An 18,600-nucleotide genomic window follows, 5' to 3' on the forward strand; every position below is an offset into this window, starting at 1 on the left:
CCGTTCCGAACTGCGTTATCCATCAATGATCACCGTACTTGCAGAAAAAGAGAATTCCAATACCGACGGGCTACGCCAGGCGCCCCACCCGACGGCCGGGATTCCCGCCAGCGTGTCGACTTGCCGGAGGTCGACTACCGGGCCGCGCTCACCGGTGACGTTGACGGCCTGCGGGTGGGCATCGTCACCGAGGGCTTCGACCAACCCGGCTCGCGGCAGGAGGTCGACGAGCTGGTCCGTTCGGCTGCCCAGCGATTTACCGAAATGGGTTGCACCGTTGGCGATATCAGCTTGCCATGGCACCGGAACGCGTTTCATGTCTTCACCGTCATCCTCACCGACGGCGCCACCTATCAGATGCTCGACGGCAACGGTTACGGGCTCGGCGTGGACGGCTTCTACGACCCAGAGCTGGTGGGGCATTTCGCAAGTCGGCGATCGGTCACGGCCGATCAGTTCTCCAACACCATCAAGGCGACGGCACTCTGCGGCCACTACGGCCTGAAAACCCTTGGCGGCGTGAGCTATGCCAAGGCACGCAATCTGTTGCCGCATCTGCGCGCCGCCTATGACCATGCGCTCGATCAATACGACGTACTGGTGATGCCCACCACCCCCGGCATCGCCGGCGCACTCCCGACGGCGAGCCCCCAGGATGTCACGCTGCTCGCCCAGGCGATCGGCAAGGCGGCCAACACCGCACCCACGGACGTCACCGGCCATCCCGCCATTTCGGTGCCGGCCGGCCTGGTGGACGGCCTGCCCGTCGGAATAATGATCACGGGCAAGCGATCCACGACGCCACCGTGCTCATGGTCGCTGATGCCTTCGAATCACTCTGCGGGGGCTTCCCCGCTGCCCCGAGCAGGACAGCTTGACAACTTGACAGCGCGAGCGAGCATGCTCGAGCCTATGCCCGGCAAAGGATTTCGCCGTGCGGGATCGCCAGCCAACCGTCCGGGGCAGCGGCCCAGTCCCGCCACGCCGTGGAGATCTCCTCAAGTTGTGCGGTGGTGGCCATACCCGAGTCCACCAGCTGGTGGGCCAGGTCGGATTGCAGGATCCGGTCGGCCCACATGCCGCCCCACCATGCGCGGGACTCGGCCGTGGCGAAACACCAGACGCTGCCCGTCGGCGTGACGTCGTCGAATCCCGCCTGTTGAGCCCAGGACAGCAGCCGCCGGCCGGCATCCGGTTCACCGCCGTTGGCTCGCGCCGCGCGGTCATAGAGGTCCAGCCACCGGTCCAGCGCCGGAAGCTTCGGGAACCAGATGAACCCCGCGTAGTCGGCATCGCGAGCCGCGACGATGCCGCCGGGTCTACACACCCGCCTCATCTCCCGCAGCGCCCGCACCGGATCAGCGACGTGCTGCAGCACCTGGTGCGCGTGCACAACATCGAACGCGTCGTCGGGAAAGTCGAGTGCATGCACGTCGGAGGTGGCGAACGAAATGTTCGACAGGTCGTGCCGCCCGGCCTCGGCGCGGGCCAGGCTAAGGGCGTCATGGGTTCGCTCCACGGCGGTCACCGATCCGGGCGCGACCCGGGCGGCGAGGTCGACGGTGATCGTCCCGGGGCCGCACCCGACGTCGAGCACCGACAACCCCGGCTCCAGGTGGGCCAGCAGGTAGCCGGCGGAGTTCTCCGCAGTGCGTCGTCGGTGGCCACGCAGCACCGACTCGTGGTGTCCGTGGGTGTAGATGACTTGAGGTTTGTCGTTCACGACCGCGATCCCTTGGGGTAGATGTCTTGCCCGAACCCTACCGCAGCGACCAAATAATGAAATATTTGTCCCAATATATGGGACGTCTAGTCGACCGGCACGCCCAGGATCGGGCGATCAACGCCGGCACCGGGGCCGTCGAAATGCCACCACTCACCGGAGTACACCGCCAACCCACCGGCCCCCATCGCGGCTCGCAGCCGCGCACGGTTGGCCTGGGCATCGGCAGTGACGCCCTGCGTTGCGAATGCCGTTGCCCGCGAAGAAAAGTCGTCGAAGTCGGTGCCCATGTCAGCCAGACATAGTCCGTCGAACTGCCGCCCCGGTGGGCACTGCTGCTGCGCGCTGGCGAATGTCACGTCAACCGAACGACCCGCCTCATGGCTGCGCGCGTACTGACCCGGCCGCGCCACCCAGGCCGGGTTGGGGACCACGGTGAACATCCTGACCTGAACGTCATGCGGCCGGTAGCAGTCCCAGAAGACCATCACCTGCCCGTGTGGGCGCAACAACGCCGCGGCGGCCGCGAGACCCTGGGCCATGGATTGGTGCACGAGACATCTTGCGCCGGACGGGTACAACTGTGTGCCGGTGAAGTTGTTCGGCGTCGCGTAGCGCAGGTCGATCCCGGCGTCGGGAACAACACTGCGAACGTCGAGAAACCCAGCTGCGCGCGCCGCCTCGCCGACCGGCGGCACCGGACCCGACGGTGTGGTGGTGCTTACCGGCCGGACCCCCACCACCGTCGCGGTCGTCGAAGCCCGCGAGCCGTCAGCCGACACCAGCCGATCACATCCGCCGGCCCCGCACGCCGGGACCAGCGCAACCATGAGCAGAATTAGCCCCCCGATCAGACGCATCCGACCATTGTCGCGGGTTGGTGCGCCGCTCCCGATGTTCGGCCGGCTACTTGATGCGATCGCTGATCGTCTGCAGGATGCTGTTGGCGATCTGCTCCGCGGGTTCAAGACCCAACACGCCGACGGATACGAACACCGAGGACTTCTCCCGATACACGTGGCTCCAACCCGGAGCACTGATCCTCAGCGTGGAGGCGTCCGGCTTGTCCAGGATGAATTCGAAGTACGGGTCGTGCAGGGCAGCGCAAGCCTCCAACGCCGACTCCAGTTGATGGAACACACCGCGAGCCGCGCTCGGCTCCGGGTACACCGCGATCGCCTGGCTGACGGTCTCGACCATGACGGGCATGCCCGGTCTGAGGTCGTCGGTGACACCGTGGTAACCCGCGCTGCGAAACTCCGACCAGCCGGTGCCGAAGGTGAGATCGCTGTTTCCCACCGCCCGGCAGGGACCCGGAGCGCTTGTGTCCGCCTCCGGCGGTTCATCCATGTCCGCGAGCGAATGTGTGGCGAGCTCCTCGTAGTTGGCGATCCGCCGTACATCCTCGACGCTCACGATCAACGCGTCGACACGCGACGCGGGGGGAGCAGTCGTCGGCTGGGCCGATGGGGCTTTGTGCGAGCACGCCGTGATCACGACCGCTGCAGAGCAGACGATGGCGGCCAACCTGGTAGCTGCGCCGCGATTCACCACTGGTCGCCACGCTGACCAGCGCGTTCGACATCTCCCGTTCGGACGGGTTGAGTTCGTTGGCCTCATCGTTGATATGCCGGTTTCTGCGGACTGCCCGTCCGCGGTCGCTAGGGGGGCTTCGGCGCTGGCTAAGGGCGTTCTACCGCTTTGCCAACGCCGTTGCCGCCATCGTACGGACATCGGGACGTTTGATGGGCGGAATTGACAAGAGTGACGGGACGTGTCAGCGAGACCAGCTCGGATACCTGATGGTCACGGCTCTTCGACTCGGCCTGGAAAACTGCAGCACGGACCTGCCACGACGTCGTCCTTGCTGGGTCACCTCGAAGGGCTCCGTAGTTCACCTGCACCACCGACGTTCTAGGCGTTTCGCGGACAAATTGCCGCGAACAGCTTTGCAACCCTTGACTTTTAGGCCGCGACGCGCGCAAATCCCAATCACGAATGCGCAATATTTGCCGAACCCGCCAAGCGTCCGGGGGTTCGGCAATTTGCAAATCGTTGGAAGTTCCTCATCAGGCGGCCTCGGCAGGCCGCCCGGCCGCGCGGGCTTTCAGACAACCACGCGAAATATATTGATGGTGTCGAATTCGCCCCAAGAGGGCTACTATCCGCACTAGCATTACCGACGGACGACAGTCAAATCACACCGGCTATGTGGAGGTGTCAGATGTCGTTTGTATTTGCAGCGCCGGACCTGGCGGCGATGGCGGCAGAGAGTCTCGCGGGCATCGGCTCGTCGCTGACCGCGGCGAATGCGGCGGCCGCGGTCCCAACAAGCGGGCTGATGGCCGCCGCTGGTGATGAGGTGTCGGCGGCCATCGCGGCATTGTTTTCCAGCCACGCCCAGCAGTATCAGACGCTGAGCGCTCAGGCGGCGGAGTTTCATGCCCGGTTCGTGCAGGCGCTGACCGGGGCTATGGGCGCGTATGCGGCCGCCGAGGCGGCCAGTGCCGCGCCGTTGCAGGCCCTCGAGCAAAACCTGCTGGGTGTCGTCAATGCGCCCGCGGCGGCGGTGTTGGGCCGCCCTTGGATCGGCAATGGCACTAACGGGGCCCCCGGGACCGGGGAGCCCGGCGGGCCGGGGGGGTTGTTGTTGGGCAACGGCGGCAACGGTGGCTCAGGCGGCCCCGGACAGCCCGGGGGTGCCGGTGGGTCCGCCGGGCTGCTGGGCCAAGGCGGGATCGGCGGGGCCGGAGGGGCCGGCGCGGCGGGCGGCATTGGCGGTACCGGTGGGTGGCTGTGGGGTAGTGGCGGGGCCGGCGGGGCCGGCGGCGTCGGCGGCGCGGCCGGTGGGGCGGGTGGCAACGCGGTGATGTTCGGCATTGGCGGCAACGGCGGAGCCGGCGGGGCCGCCAGCGCAGGCGAGAACGGCGGCGTCGGCGGCGTCGGCGGTGCTGGTGGCGCACTTGTAGCCATCGGCGGGGCCGGCGGGGCCGGCGGGGCTGCTACCAGCGGAATCGGCGGCGCCGGCGGGGCCGGCGGTGCCGCACAGGGCCTGCTCGTAAGCGTCGGCGGAGCCGGCGGGCACGGCGGTGACGCCTCCACCGGTACCGGCGGGGCCGGCGGCGCCGGCGGCGTTGGCTTCATACAGACCCCCCTCGGGGTCGACCTCGCCATCGGCGGTGCCGGCGGGCACGGCGGCGCCGGTACCAGCGGCGGCGACGGCGGTGCCGGCGGCAACAGTTCTACGGGACTCATTGGACTCGGCTTCGCCATCGGCGGTACCGGTGGCATTGGCGGCGCAGCTACCAGCGGGACCGGCGGGGACGGCGGTGCCGGCGGCACCGCTACCGACTTCCTCGGGTTCGGCGTGGTCCAAGGCGGCGTCGGCGGGGTTGGTGGGGCCGCCACCGGGGTCGGCGGCACCGGCGGGGACGGTGGCGACGGCGGTTTGGGCGTCGCGGTCGTGGGCTCGGGCTTCGGCGGAGCCGGCGGGGTTGGCGGGGCCGCCACCGGGACCGGCGGCAACGGCGGGGACGGTGGCGACGGCGGTGGGCTGCTGAGCGGCGGGGGCGGTGCCGGCGGGCACGGCGGCGCCGCGCCCGGCGGTACCGGCGGCGATGGCGGGACCGGCGGCACCGGCCTCGGAGGGTTAATCGGCACGGGCGGGAACGGGGGCAACGCCGGTGCCGGCGTCGGGGTCAACGGCGCCAATGGCGGCAGCGGGGGCGGCGCCTACGGCGGACTCGCCGCCTTCGGCGGGGCGGGCGGGGCCGCCGGTGCCGCAACCAGCGGAACCGGCGGGTTCGGCGGGGCGGGCGGCAACGCAGAGGGCCTGATCTTTGCCCTGGGCGGCACCGGCGCCGCCGGCGGCGACGCTTCGGCCGGAATCGGCGGCTCCGCCGGTCCCGGCGGCGTGGCCACCGGCCGCAGCCCCTTCGGGCTCAACATCGCGATCGGCGGTGCCGGCGGGCAGGGTGGCAACGGCGCCACCGATGGCGGCACCGGCGGCAATGGCGGTGCCGCCGTACCCTACGGCACCGTTGCATTCGGTTTGGGGCTTGCCGGCGCCGCCGGGGCCGGTGGGGCCGCCACCGGGGACGGCGGCACCGGCGGGGACGGCGGTTTCGGCGGCGCCGCCATTGCCCCGTTCAACCTCTTCGGGTTCTCGGTGCTGCACGCCGGCGCCGGCGGGGCCGGCGGCGCCGCCACCGGGGCCAACGGCACCGGCGGGACCGGCGGCGGTGGCGGGTTCAGCGCCGCGATCTGGGGCGCGGGCGTCGGCGCCGCCGGTGGGGATGGTGGGGCCGCCACCGGGGCCGGCGGCACCGGCGGCGACGGCGGCAACGGCGGCAAGGCCGAAACGGTTGGGCTCTCCGTGGCCGGTGCCGGCGGTACCGGCGGCGCCGCCCCCACCGGGACCGGTGGCGACGGCGGTACCGGTGGCGGCGCCCTCGGGTTCATCGGCTCGGCCGGAAACGGCGGCAACGCCGGCACCGGGGTCAATGCCGCCAATGGCGGCGACGGTGGTGACGCCGGGCTAGTTGTCAACGGAACCTTCAATCCGTCGCTATTCGGCGACGGCGGCAACGGCGGCAACGGCGTCAACGGCGGAACCGGCGGAACCGGTGGCAGCGCCGGCCAGTTTGGCGGCACGCCCGGGCAGAACGGATCGCCATAGCTGGCTGATCGCAGCCCGCAACGGCGGCGGCGATCTCTACCAGCCCGTCGGTCGGTTCATCGATGCGAGGTCAACCTTTGGCGGCCAGGGGTCGGGGTCGTACCGCCACTCAGAGCAAAGAAGCCATGTGTCTGTTCGCGGTCGCCGGTTGTGTGATGCAGGCCGTGCCAACCCAAGAGTCCATCGTGGACGAGTCGACTCAGCGACGACGCTGTCGCGTCTCAAGCGGTCTAGAAACTCCAATGGGCTGGTGCGAAACAACCGCACCAGCCCACTACATGAGTTTCTTAGACCGCAGTGACTCCTACTGCCTGGGGTCCTTTGGCTCCTTGCCCAACCTCGAACTGAACACGCTGGTTTTCCTCAAGCGAGCGGTAGCCGCTTCCCTGGATTTCAGAGTAGTGGACAAAGAGGTCCTTCGCTCCGTCGTCTGGGGTGATGAAGCCGAAGCCTTTCTCACCGTTGAACCATTTCACAGTTCCCTGTGCCATTTACTTACTTCTCTCATTCAAATTCGGATGTACCAATAACATCCGAACGGTTAGGGTAGCACGAGCTGGCCTACTTGTTGAAACCCGTTGTGGCGCTATAACAATCAGCTCTTCGGGCGGCCGGAACGGCAACCACGTCTGCGGCCACCGGAACCCGAGCGGCGTGGATGCGACGGAGCCGCCTTCTTCGGAGCGGGAGCCCGGTAGGGCGCCATATCACCGGCCACCGCATGCACGGCGGCCGAGTCCACAGTGACCTCCTGCGGAGTGACACGGATACCTGCGCGGTGCATCAGCGCGCGGATGTCTTTACGCTGCTCGGGCAGAACAACGGTCACGACGTCACCCGCGTTCCCAGCCCGCGCCGTTCGTCCGGACCGGTGCAGGTAAGCCTTGTGCTCGGCGGGTGGATCGATGTGCACCACCAATTCGATTCCGTCGATATGCACACCACGCGCGGCGATGTCGGTGGCCACCAACACCCGCGCCTCACCCGCACTGAAGGCGGCGAGGTTTCGGTCGCGCGCGGGTTGAGAAAGGTTGCCGTGCAAATCGACTGCCGGAACACCGGATTCGGTGAGCTGCTTGGCGAGCTTGCGCGCCTGATGTTTGGTGCGCATGAACAGGATTCGGCGGCCAGTACCGGAGGCGAGCCGGTGTACCAGCTCCTTCTTGGCTTGCACGCCCGAGACGTGGAACACGTGGTGGGTCATCTCGGCCACCGGTGAGTTTGAGCCGTCAACAGAGTGCAGCACCGCGTTGCGCAGGAATCGCTTGACGAGCTTGTCGACGCCGTCGTCGAGGGTCGCTGAGAACAGCAGCCGCTGGCCGCCGCTCGGCGTGGCCGCCAGGATGCGGGTGACACCGGGAAGGAAGCCGAGATCGGCCATGTGATCGGCTTCGTCGATCACCGTGATCTCGATCGAGTCGAGGCAGATCAGGCGTTGCTTCATCAAGTCTTCGAGCCGGCCGGGGCAGGCCACGACGATGTCGACGCCAGACTTGAGCGCCGCCTCCTGCCTGCGTTGCGGTACCCCACCAAAGATCGTGGTCACCCGGAGGCCGTTGACGGCGGCCAACGGTTCCAGCGTCGCGGTGATCTGGCTGGCCAGCTCTCGGGTGGGGGCAAGAACCAGACCCGACGGTCGGGACGGGCGGCGCGGATGTCCGGCCAGCCGCCTGACGATAGGAATCGAGAAGGCGAGCGTCTTACCGCTGCCCGTCTTGCCGCGGCCGAGAACGTCTCGGCCAGCGAGTGCGTCGGGAAGAGTTTGGATTTGGATGGGAAACGGCTGGGTGATCCCGCGGGCGGCGAGCACTTCGATGAGTGGCTCACCCACGTCGAGATCGGCAAATGTGTTGCCAGTCATCACTTTAGATGTCTTTCAGCATGGTTGTGCCAAGCTGGCGGCGAAGCACGCGCAGTCGGTCAGCACACGGTGGCGAGATTGCCGGTGGGCAAAATCGATCGCCGTGATACGAACTGCGCCGGATTCAGTGCGTCCGCCACTAGATCAAGGCGGGCGCCGGAAGGATCAAGAAACGTTTCACGACGGGTTGGTCATCGCATGGACCAACATTGCCATGAGCATAGCAGCACCACGACCTTGGACACCCCCGACCCCGCTGACCGGTTGGCGCGAGCGCCCACGCCCACTGCCTGTAGAGTCGAAGGTGAACCGCGTTCTAGCGGTCATTGCGAATCGTCAACGCATTACGAAAGAGATCGGCGCGATGAAAGAGATCAGCGCGCGATCCGATCGTCGTCCGTCAACAGCGCGTGCGGCCGCCCCTTCTTGATTCGTAAGGACACCACATGGACAACTCGAACCTGTTTTTTTCGCATCCCGACACGCCGGAATACGTCGCTTCGGGCGAAGCCTCCGGAGAACCAGTCGAATTCCCGACGTTTTCGGACCGGCCCGACGCCGATGCCGCTGTCTCCGCAACGGCGAGGACATCGACGGTGCATGGTGGCCGCATTCAGCCCTAAGTGGCAGGTGAACCGCCGGAGCTGATCGGGGCTTTGCACCGGCCTGTCCGCGGGATCGTCGACATCGAATTCAGTTGGCCCCCAACCGATGCGCTCCGATGCCAGTTCTCGGACGTCCGGGTGTTTTGGGGTACCTGCGGACTAAGTCGTCTTCCCCGAACGTGCTCGTGTGCCGCAAGCCCTCGGCGTCGCGGCCGAAGAATGTCCACCGACGCGAAGTGGTCTGCGGCCCGCTGGTCAGCTTGACCGTGTAGCGCACGGCGATGGGGTCCGCCGTTCCGACGATGTCACCGACCCGGATCTGCGACGGATGGATCTGTGGGTGCGTCGCACCGATTCTGTATGGCCGCGCCCACCCGTCCCTCTTTGGTGTGCCGCTTTGAACCCAAACCGACAATGGCAACGGCGGAGCAGGATTCGACGCGCCTGCCCAGGCGTGCGCTCGCTTGGGCTCGACTGACCGGTACTGTGACCTGTCACCTCATACGTCCCGAGATGACCGAAGCTGGCCTGACGCCAGCCCTGGATGTTGGGGAGGTGGCGGTGAGCAGATTCGTTGAGTCGATGCTCAGCAGTGCGGAGTCAAGTACTCATGGCCTGGTGACCGGTGAGCCAGGTGCGCCGGTCCGGTCTAGCTGGGCCGAGGTTCATCAGCGGGCTCGGCGGGTGGCGGGTGGTTTGGCCGCGTTGGGGGTCGGCCCGGGTGATCGGGTCGGTGTACTAGCCGGTGCCCCGGTCGAAATCGCGCCGACCGCGCAGGGTGTGTGGTTGCGGGGCGCGTGTTTGACAATGTTGCATCAGCCGACGCCCCGCACCCACCTGGAACTGTGGGCGCAGGACACGTTGGCGGTCATCCGGATGATCGAGGCCACGGTGGTGATCGTCTCTGATCCGTTCATGGCTGTTGTCGCGGTGTTGGCCGAGCATGACGTCACGGTGGTGACGATCGCCGAGCTGCTGACCGCTGCGCCGATTGACGCGGTGGGCAGCGGTGAGGACGATCTGGCGTTGTTGCAGTTGACGTCGGGCTCGACGGGTTGCCCCAAAGCGGTGGTGATCACCCACGCCAATGTGATTTCCAACGCCGAGGCGATGTTCGTCGGCTCCCGCTACGACCTGGATACCGATGTGATCGTGAGTTGGTTGCCGCTGTTTCATGACATGGGCATGACCGGATTTTTGACGGTGCCGATGCTGTTCGGTGGGGAGTTGGTCAAGATCACCCCGGTCGACTTCTTGACCGATATCTTGTTGTGGCCCAAGTTGATCGACAAATATCGGGCCACGATGACTGCGGCGCCCAACTTTGCCTACGCGTTGCTGGCGAAGCGATTACGCCGGCATGCCAAGCCTGGTGAATTTGATTTGTCGTCGTTGCGATGGGCGTTGTCGGGTTCCGAACAGGTCGAACCGGCCGATGTGGAGGATTTCTGCGAGGCTGGGGCATCGTTCGGGCTGCGTCCCGACGCGATCTTACCGGCCTATGGGATGGCCGAAACTACTGTGGCGGTGTCGTTTTCGCAATGCGGCGGCGGGCTAATCGTGGATGAGGTCGACGCCGACATGCTGGCGGTGCTGCGTCGGGCGGTGCCCGCGACCACCGGCAACACCCGCCGGCTCGCGTCGCTAGGACCATTGCTGAACGGTTTGCAGGCCCGCGTTGTCGATGAGGCTGGCGCCGTCGAGCCAATCCGCGGTGTGGGGCTCATCGAGGTACGCGGAGATTCAGTGACATCCGGATATGTCACGACGGGCGGTTTTGTGGCCGCCCAAGACGACCAGGGCTGGTTAGGCACCGGGGATCTCGGATATCTGACCGAGCACGGCCATGTTGTGGTCTGTGGTCGTGCCAAGGACGTAATTATCATGGCCGGACGCAACATCTACCCCACTGATGTAGAACGTGCGGCCGGGCGAGTCGTTGGAGTGCGCGCAGGTTGTGTAGCGGCGGTGCGACTCGACGCCGGTCATTCCCGGGAATCGTTTGCCGTGGCCGTGGAATCAAACAACATCGACGACCCCGCGCAGGTGCGGCGCATCAAGCACGAGGTTGCCCACGAAGTCGTTACCGAAGTTGCGGCGCGGCCGCGCAATGTGGTGGTACTGGCCCCGGGCGCGATCCCCAAGACACCGTCGGGCAAGCTGCGCCGCGCTTACGCGCTGTCACTGGTCACCTGACAAGCACCATCGGGCTGTCGCCGAAGCCGATGCCGGTGGCGTAGCGTTAGATGTGAGCCGTTTCGTTGTCGGCGGCGGTCCATCGTGACTCGATCCGGGTGACCCCCACGGGCAATGTGATTCCTCCGTGTGCTCCGCGCTCGCAGGGCAGACGATGCCGACCGTGAGGGAACCACCCGTGGATTATCAGCACTTGGCTATGGTGCGACACTTAGACGTACCGAGTCCGGCTTTCGCGCGCAGTAGGCGTGCACCCGTGATCATCGGACGTACCCAGCGCCAACGGGGGCACCTACGATGATTTGTCCGATCGGAACCCGACGCCAAGCCAACCCTATCCGCCTATCGGTGGCTACCGAGCTCGGCCGGGACATCGACGGCGCGTGGTGGCCGCGTGCGGATCGCATCACCAATGAATTACCGGACCTTGTTGCGGTCCTGACTCCCTTGCTCGGAGACATCACCTCCATCAACGTCAACTGGTCGCCGCTGCAACGACCACCTGACCTCAACTGGCCGGGGTGGGAACATAAGCGCCAGCACATAATGACCGTTAACGGCACGCGCGCTTGCATCAACCTGCTGATCGTCTCGTATGCGACCCACAGTGCGCTCGCATTGATGGTGATGCGTTGCGCCGCAAACCTACCCATCGAGACGGCGGACCGCGACAAACCCGCCTTTCTAACCGCGGGCTCGATCCTGCGGGTCGCCCAACAACAACGTGAACATGCCTCCGGTTACTAGTTTCAAACGGCGGCAAACCGCGCCACCGCCTGTCCCGGCCGGGCCGGCCCTCATAAACCGTGAGGATTCACCAATCCGATTCCCGGTATGCGCGGGTTTGTCCAGGAGGTCGGTGCTATCGACCATGATCGGGTCATAGCGGTTGATCGCTGCTGCCAACGGCATCACTGCGGACCTCTACCTCATGCCGACCCACTTTTTCCCCTAAGCAGTCGGAATGGTGAACACCACGGGTCTGCGCCAGCCGATGGGCGCACTGCGGGAACACGGCCAAACGTCAGACCGTCCTGTGACACGCTTGTCCGATCGCGTAAGGCGCTGGAACGCAGGATCCACCGTCGGAACGCCAAAGAACCGCGCCGCCGTCCGAGCCGTCCCACTCCCCCGAATCGTCATCGATGCCCTGAGGCCACGAGTCGACAATCGCGCGGCCAACGAAGAAGCGCCTACCTCACTTCACGGCGGCTTCCTGAGATCAAACAACTGGCGCCGGCGCAGGTCGTGCCCAATTGGCACCACTGACGATTCATGACCTCCGTCACACCGACGCCAACCCGGCCCGGGCCTCAGGCGCTGACCCTCGCTACGTCCGGAAACAATGGGGCACTCCGCGCCGACAGTCAGCGCGAATAGCTACGGCGATCACTACGCCGACGAACTCGACCACGTGGCCACAAATTTCAGGGACCGGACACAGCAAACATCCACTATCTGGCGCCGCCGCGTCCATGCAGGTCAAAGATGGTGGCTAGGGGCGGGACCGACCGGCGAACGGAGACAAACCGGACACGGTGCTCGCACTCTCCTCCAGGAGCTTGGGTACTGCCGCTTGCGTTGTGAGCGGCCTCGGGGCTCCGGGAAGCGGGCGTCCCGATGCCCAGCAGCGCATCAAGAGCAACCGACTCGACACCGTCGACGGACGGCTCGAGGAGGATGCCCATCACCATCGGACCTCAGTCCATGCAGTCGCCGACCGCGCAGCTGGGACATCCGCCCATTCCACGGGGCGATGCGCCTCTCGACGCGGCGCGCTCAGCACAGCTGGCAGGTCTTCGGACTCACAGGCGCGCACCGAACCCGGTGGCCGTCGCTTCCCAGTCGTGTGACCAGTGGTTATCCATCTATAGACGGCAGTCGGTCTGGCATACCGCGGCGGGACAATCCCGGACTCCCACCGGGTTCCCTCGCACGGCGCCGCTACTTGTGTGCCGCCCGATGCTGAGACCAGGTTCATCACGGCAGACCTGCGTGGGCCGTACTTGATCACAAAGGATTCTCTTTCCTGCGGTGATTGCTTCGCCGTAGCCATACGGCTTGGCCCACCCCGGCGGAGATAACCGCCTGCCGAAGCTCAGACATTTAGCAAGACCAACGAACTGTCGGGTGACGACGTAGACTTTTCTGGTCGAGAGGCGTTGCAACGGCTCGCCGGTCCCTGCCGGTAGCCGCCACGCTCGGCAGAGTCAAGGACGCCTTCCGCTACGGAGGGAATGAACGTGAGCGCCTTTGAGCCGAATATCCGCCCCGACTGCACCGACGCACTGACGGCCACCCTCGGCCAGCGGATCATGGTGATCGACGGCGCGATGGGCACGGCGATCCAGCGGGACCGCCCGGACGAGGCCGGCTACCGCGGCGAGCGGTTCAAGGACTGGCCGAGCGATCTGGTGGGCAATAACGACCTGCTCACCCTGACACAGCCGCACATCATCGAGGGAATCCACCGCGAGTACCTCGAGGCGGGCGCCGACATCCTGGAGACCAACACGTTCAACGCGAACAAGGTCTCGCTCTCCGATTACGACATGGCGGAGCTGAGCTACGAACTGAACTACGCTGGCGCTGCCCTGGCCCGCAAAGCCTGCGACGAGTTCAGCACCCCGGAGAAGCCGCGCTACGTCGCCGGGGCGCTGGGGCCGACGACGCGGACCGCGTCGATCTCTCCGGACGTCAACGACCCCGGAGCCCGCAACGTCTCCTACGACCAGCTGGTCGCCGCCTACCTCGAAGCTGCTAATGGCCTGGTCGACGGTGGCGCCGACATCATCATCATCGAGACGATCTTCGACTCGCTGAACGCCAAGGCGGCGGTGTTTGCCGTCGAGACGCTGTTCGAGGACCGCGCACGCCGCTGGCCGGTGATCATCTCGGGCACCATCACCGATGCGTCCGGGCGGACGTTGTCCGGTCAGGTCACCGAAGCATTCTGGAACGCGATCAGGCACGCCAAGCCGATCGCGGTGGGCCTCAACTGCGCCCTGGGCGCGCCGGAGATGAGGCCCTACATCGCCGAAATGGCGCGGATCGCGGACACCTTCGTCTCGTGTTACCCGAACGCCGGCCTGCCCAACGCCTTTGGCGAGTACGACGAGTCCCCGGAGCGTCAGGCCGGCTACATCGCCGAGTTCGCCGAGGCCGGCCTGGTCAACCTGGTCGGTGGGTGCTGCGGCACGGCACCGCCGCATATCGCCGAGATCGCCAAGGTCGTGCAGGGCAAACCGCCGCGCGAGCTGCCGAAGATCGAACTCGCCACCCGGCTCTCGGGCCTGGAGCCGCTCAACATCACCGACGAGTCCCTCTTCGTGAACATCGGTGAGCGCACCAACATCACCGGCTCCGCCCGGTTCCGCAACCTGATCAAGGCCGAGGACTACGACACCGCGCTGTCGGTGGCGCTGCAGCAGGTCGAGGTCGGTGCGCAGGTCATCGACATCAACATGGACGAGGGCATGATCGACGGCGTCGCCGCGATGGACCGGTTCACCAAGCTGATCGCGGCCGAGCCGGACATCAGCCGGGTCCCGGTGATGATCGACTCCTCCAAGTGGGAGGTCATCGAGGCCGGCCTGAAGAACGTGCAGGGCAAGCCAATCGTCAACTCGATCTCCATGAAGGAGGGCGAGGAGAAGTTCGTCCGTGAGGCGCGGCTGTGCCGCAAATACGGCGCCGCCGTCGTCGTCATGGCCTTCGACGAGAAGGGCCAGGCCGACAACCTGGAGCGCCGCAAGGAGATCTGCGGGCGCGCCTACCGGATCCTGACCGAGGAGGTCGGCTTCCCACCCGAGGACATCATCTTCGACCCGAACTGCTTCGCGCTGGCCACCGGGATCGAGGAGCACGCGACCTACGGGATCGACTTCATCGAGGGCTGCGCCTGGATCAAGGAGAACCTGCCGGGGGTGCACATCTCCGGCGGTATCTCCAACGTGTCGTTCTCCTTCCGCGGCAACAATCCCGTCCGCGAGGCGATCCACGCGGTGTTCCTGTTCCACGCCATCAAGGCCGGGCTGGACATGGGCATCGTCAACGCTGGCGCGCTGGTGCCCTACGACTCGATCGACCCCGAGCTGCGCGACCGCATCGAGGACGTCGTCCTGAATCGCCGCGAGGACGCTGCCGAACGGCTGCTGGAGATCGCCGAACGGTTCAACACCAAGGAGAAGTCCGAAGATCCGGCCGCGGCCCAGTGGCGTAGCCTCCCGGTCCGCGAGCGGATCACGCACGCGCTCGTCAAGGGCATCGACGCCCACGTCGATGCCGACACCGAGGAACTGCGAACCGAGATCGCCGCCGCGGGTGGCCGCCCGATCGAGGTGATCGAGGGTCCGCTGATGGACGGCATGAACGTCGTCGGCGACCTGTTCGGCGCGGGCAAGATGTTCCTGCCCCAAGTGGTGAAGTCGGCGCGGGTGATGAAGAAGGCCGTGGCGTACCTCCTGCCGTTCATCGAGGCCGAGAAGGCGCAGTCCGGCTCTACGGAGCAGGACAAGACCAACGGCACGATCGTCATGGCGACCGTTAAGGGCGACGTCCACGACATCGGCAAGAACATCGTTGGGGTCGTGCTGCAGTGCAACAACTACTCCGTGGTCGACCTCGGGGTGATGGTGCCCGCCGAGAAGATCCTGGCGGCAGCGAGGGAGTACGACGCAGACATCATCGGGCTGTCCGGCCTGATCACCCCGTCCCTGGACGAGATGGTCAACTTCGCCGTCGCGATGGAACGCGAGGGACTGCAGATCCCGCTGCTGATCGGCGGCGCGACCACCTCACGCGCCCACACGGCGGTGAAGGTGGCGCCGCGTCGCAGCGGTCCGGTGGTGTGGGTCAAGGACGCCTCCCGCTCGGTGCCGGTCGCCGCCGCGTTGCTCGACGACAAGCAGCGGCCGGGCCTGCTGGAGGCCACCGCGGCCGACTACGCGGCCCTGCGCGAACGGCACGCCCAGAAGAGCGAGCGGCCGATGCTGACGCTGGAGAAGGCCCGCGCCAACCGGACGCCGATCGACTGGGACAACTACACGCCGCCGGTGCCTGCGCAAGGTCTCGGCGTGCGCGAGTTTCTCGACTACGACCTGGCCGAGTTGCGCGAGTACATCGACTGGCAGCCGTTCTTCAACGCCTGGGAGATGAAGGGCCGCTTCCCCGACATCCTCAACAACCCGGCCACGGGCGAGACCGCCCGCAAGCTGTACAACGACGCTCAAGAGATGCTCGACACGCTGATCAGGGAGAAGTGGCTCACGGCCAGCGGGGTGATCGGATTCTTCCCGGCGAACGCGGTCGGCTCGGGTATTGAAGACATCGAGGTGTACACCGACGAGACCCGCACCGAGGTGCTGACTACGTTGCACAACCTGCGTCAGCAGGGCGAGCACCGCGACGGCATCCCGAACCGGTCGCTTGGCGACTTCGTCGCGCCCAAGGACACCGGTCTGGCCGACTACGTCGGCGCCTTCGCCGTCACCGCGGGGCTCGGCAGCCACGACAAGATCGTGGAGTTCAAGACGGCCCTCGACGACTACAGCGCGATACTGCTGGAGTCGATCGCCGACCGGTTGGCAGAGGCTTTCGCCGAACGGATGCACCAACGGGTGCGCAAGGAGTTCTGGGGATTTCAGCCTGACGAGAAGTTGGACAACGAGGCGCTCATCGCTGAGCGGTACGTGGGCATCCGCCCGGCGCCGGGCTACCCGGCCTGCCCGGAGCACACCGAGAAGACGACGCTCTTCGAGTTGATGGACGTGACCAAGCGGACCGGCATCGAGCTAACCGAGTCGATGGCGATGTGGCCCGGTGCCGCCGTCAGCGGCTGGTATTTCTCGCACCCGCAGTCGCAGTACTTCGTGGTCGGCCGGTTGGCCCAGGACCAGGTCGCCGACTACGCGAAGCGCAAAGGCTGGACCATGCAGGAAGCCGAACGCTGGCTCGGCCCCAACCTCGGCTACAACCCGGAGGACTGACGACTCAGCCACACGCCGCCGCTCAGCGTCCCGAGCGATCTTGCAAAGCCCGGCAAGAGCAACGGATTCATTGCGAGTTTGAGCCGGACAGGACGTGACCGGACAGCGCGGCAAGGCGGTGGCCAGGGACGGGACCGAACCGCCGACCTTCCGCTTTTCAGTTGAACGGAAGGGTCGTTGACCTGCGGTTTTTGGTGGTTTGTGCGTGCAATGCGGCGCGCTTGGCAGGCTGGCAGCCCATCTTCAGCTGCCGCGAAATCGGGTCGAGCTGGTATCCGGAGCGCGCGCACGGCTCAAGCGTTTCCGAATCGACCGCTGATCGGCCCGTTACGCGGCCCTGTTGATGGCAAGGCGTATCTGTCGTGTGACCTTGCTGCTACTGCAACGGTTGATGCTCGAGTCATGACAGCGCTCGCGGCCATCTCCGCGCTGGCCATAGCCCTTTGTATCGGCTACCACTTCGGCTGCCGCGCCGGCGCGACCCGGTCAGCCACAAGGAAACGAGCGCGGCGGACCGCCTTTGCCGGCATTGCTGGCAGCCTGGTGGTGTGGATGGTTGTCCGCCGCGTCCGTCGAGGCTTGCGCAGTAAGTGGGCGCGAATCAACATCATCGGGGCGCGGGTGACGAAAGCTCTTGAGCCACTTGGGTTCATGTAGTGGACATGAGCGCGACAAGCCCACCGCCCAGCAGTCAGGCTCAGGCCAGACAAGTGCGTTAGCGGCCCTGCCAATTGGGTTTGCGGTTCTCCTGCCGCGCTCGAAAACCCTCGACCACGTCCGCGGTCGCCCCGGCAACCCTGCGCATGGTTTCCCCGAACCGGACCGACTCGATCCAGCCCATGTCCGCGGTCCGCCACGCCACCTCCTTGGTCGCCCGCTGGGCCAGCGGCGCGGCTTCGGTAAGGGTTTCCGCCCACGCCCGCGCCTCGGCCTGCAAGTCCTCGGGCTCGACCAGCTTCCACACCAACCCGATCTCCAGGGCCCGCTCGGCGCTGATCGGCTTCCCGGTCAGCAGTAGTTCCATGGCGTGTGCCCAGCGCACCCGCTGGGGAAGTCGAATGGCCCCAACGATGGTGGGAATGCCGATCAACACCTCGCGGAACGAAAACGTCGCCTCGGTGCTGGCGATCACGAAGTCGCAGAACAGCACTCCCGTCAGTCCGTAGCCGACGCAGGGCCCCTGCACCGCGGCAATCGTCGGTTTGAACAACTCCATCCCGCTTTCGAAGGAGTTGATGGTCGGCTTCTCCCAGAAGGTTCCGCCGAAGGTGCCGACCGCCCCCTCGCCGTCATTGAAGTCGACCCCGGCGCAGTAGACGTCACCGTTTGCCGTCAGGATCCCGACCCAAGCGTCCTCCTCGTCGCGGAACCGATCCCAGGCCGCGTTCAGATCTCGCCGAAGGGCGCCGTTGATGGTGTTCCGTGCCTCAGGTCGATTGAGGGTGATCGTGGCGATGTGATCTTCCAGCTCATAAGTGGCGAGGCTCATGCGTGCACAGTAATGCGCACCCGCCGAGGCGCCGGCACCAACGTCAGCGCCGGCAGAAGAT

At 66.2% G+C, this 18,600-nt stretch carries 11 protein-coding genes, 4 pseudogenes and 1 riboswitch; of the genes and pseudogenes, 8 read left to right on the top strand and 7 right to left on the bottom strand.

The genetic code is table 11. The features are described 5' to 3' along the window. Positions 1 to 120: 120 nt before the first annotated feature. Positions 121 to 732, top strand: a pseudogene (locus AADZ55_RS20035) (amidase family protein); the annotation flags it as partial. Positions 733 to 910: 178 nt separating this feature from the next. Here AADZ55_RS20035 and AADZ55_RS20040 read toward each other — a convergent pair. The 3 genes from AADZ55_RS20040 to AADZ55_RS20050 all read right to left on the bottom strand — a co-directional run bounded on the left by AADZ55_RS20040 (position 911) and on the right by AADZ55_RS20050 (position 3,343). Beyond that, the gene (locus tag AADZ55_RS20040) at positions 911 to 1,723 is read right to left on the bottom strand and encodes a methyltransferase domain-containing protein (RefSeq protein WP_085326254.1); all 813 of its coding nucleotides are present in this window, start codon (positions 1,721 to 1,723) and stop codon (positions 911 to 913) included. A gap of 86 nt (positions 1,724 to 1,809) precedes the next feature. After that, entirely contained in the window at positions 1,810 to 2,583 is a 774-nt protein-coding gene (locus AADZ55_RS20045) for a M15 family metallopeptidase (protein WP_085326252.1), read from the bottom strand. Between the two features lie 46 nt (positions 2,584 to 2,629). Further along, positions 2,630 to 3,343, bottom strand: a complete 714-nt coding sequence (locus AADZ55_RS20050) for a sensor domain-containing protein (RefSeq protein ID WP_085326250.1) — start codon at positions 3,341 to 3,343, stop codon at positions 2,630 to 2,632. 604 nt (positions 3,344 to 3,947) lie between these two features. Here AADZ55_RS20050 and AADZ55_RS20055 point away from each other — a divergent pair. After that, positions 3,948 to 6,401: a PE family protein gene (locus AADZ55_RS20055; protein WP_341286232.1), complete on the top strand. Its 2,454-nt coding sequence runs from the start codon at positions 3,948 to 3,950 to the stop codon at positions 6,399 to 6,401. 287 nt (positions 6,402 to 6,688) lie between these two features. On the opposite strand, the gene AADZ55_RS20060 is transcribed toward AADZ55_RS20055, so the two are convergent. Continuing rightward, on the bottom strand, positions 6,689 to 6,892 hold the full coding sequence (locus AADZ55_RS20060) for a cold-shock protein (protein ID WP_085326656.1): 204 nt from the start codon (positions 6,890 to 6,892) through the stop codon (positions 6,689 to 6,691). A 104-nt stretch (positions 6,893 to 6,996) separates the two neighbouring features. Beyond that, positions 6,997 to 8,265, bottom strand: a complete 1,269-nt coding sequence (locus tag AADZ55_RS20065; RefSeq protein ID WP_085326657.1) for a DEAD/DEAH box helicase — start codon at positions 8,263 to 8,265, stop codon at positions 6,997 to 6,999. Positions 8,266 to 8,708: 443 nt separating this feature from the next. Between AADZ55_RS20065 and AADZ55_RS20070 the strand changes: the two genes are divergently transcribed. Then, positions 8,709 to 8,885, top strand: a complete 177-nt coding sequence (locus tag AADZ55_RS20070) for a hypothetical protein (RefSeq protein WP_165759441.1) — start codon at positions 8,709 to 8,711, stop codon at positions 8,883 to 8,885. A 70-nt stretch (positions 8,886 to 8,955) separates the two neighbouring features. On the opposite strand, the pseudogene AADZ55_RS20075 reads toward AADZ55_RS20070, so the two are convergent. Next, positions 8,956 to 9,241: pseudogene (locus tag AADZ55_RS20075) on the bottom strand (hypothetical protein). Positions 9,242 to 9,428: 187 nt separating this feature from the next. On the opposite strand from AADZ55_RS20075, the gene AADZ55_RS20080 reads away from it, so the two are divergent. From AADZ55_RS20080 to AADZ55_RS20100, 5 genes and pseudogenes are all read left to right on the top strand, one after another. Further along, positions 9,429 to 11,063 (top strand): fatty acyl-AMP ligase, encoded by a 1,635-nt coding sequence (locus tag AADZ55_RS20080; protein ID WP_207569137.1) that lies wholly within the window; start codon positions 9,429 to 9,431, stop codon positions 11,061 to 11,063. Between the two features lie 297 nt (positions 11,064 to 11,360). Further along, positions 11,361 to 11,810, top strand: a complete 450-nt coding sequence (locus AADZ55_RS20085) for a DUF5994 family protein (protein ID WP_085326658.1) — start codon at positions 11,361 to 11,363, stop codon at positions 11,808 to 11,810. A gap of 337 nt (positions 11,811 to 12,147) precedes the next feature. Next, positions 12,148 to 12,489: pseudogene (locus AADZ55_RS20090) on the top strand (site-specific integrase); the annotation flags it as partial. A gap of 347 nt (positions 12,490 to 12,836) precedes the next feature. Then, positions 12,837 to 13,041, bottom strand: a riboswitch (cobalamin riboswitch). A 259-nt stretch (positions 13,042 to 13,300) separates the two neighbouring features. Beyond that, the gene (gene metH / locus AADZ55_RS20095) at positions 13,301 to 17,050 is read left to right on the top strand and encodes a methionine synthase (RefSeq protein ID WP_085326660.1); all 3,750 of its coding nucleotides are present in this window, start codon (positions 13,301 to 13,303) and stop codon (positions 17,048 to 17,050) included. Positions 17,051 to 17,279: 229 nt separating this feature from the next. Further along, positions 17,280 to 17,369 (top strand): annotated as a pseudogene (locus AADZ55_RS20100) (DUF167 domain-containing protein); the annotation flags it as partial. Between the two features lie 396 nt (positions 17,370 to 17,765). Here the strand turns inward: AADZ55_RS20100 and AADZ55_RS20105 are convergent. After that, entirely contained in the window at positions 17,766 to 18,539 is a 774-nt protein-coding gene (locus tag AADZ55_RS20105) for an enoyl-CoA hydratase/isomerase family protein (protein WP_085326661.1), read from the bottom strand. Positions 18,540 to 18,600 lie beyond the last annotated feature (61 nt).

The organism is Mycobacterium decipiens (genome assembly GCF_963853665.1).
In the GTDB taxonomy this organism is placed as follows: Bacteria; Actinomycetota; Actinomycetes; order Mycobacteriales; family Mycobacteriaceae; genus Mycobacterium; species Mycobacterium decipiens.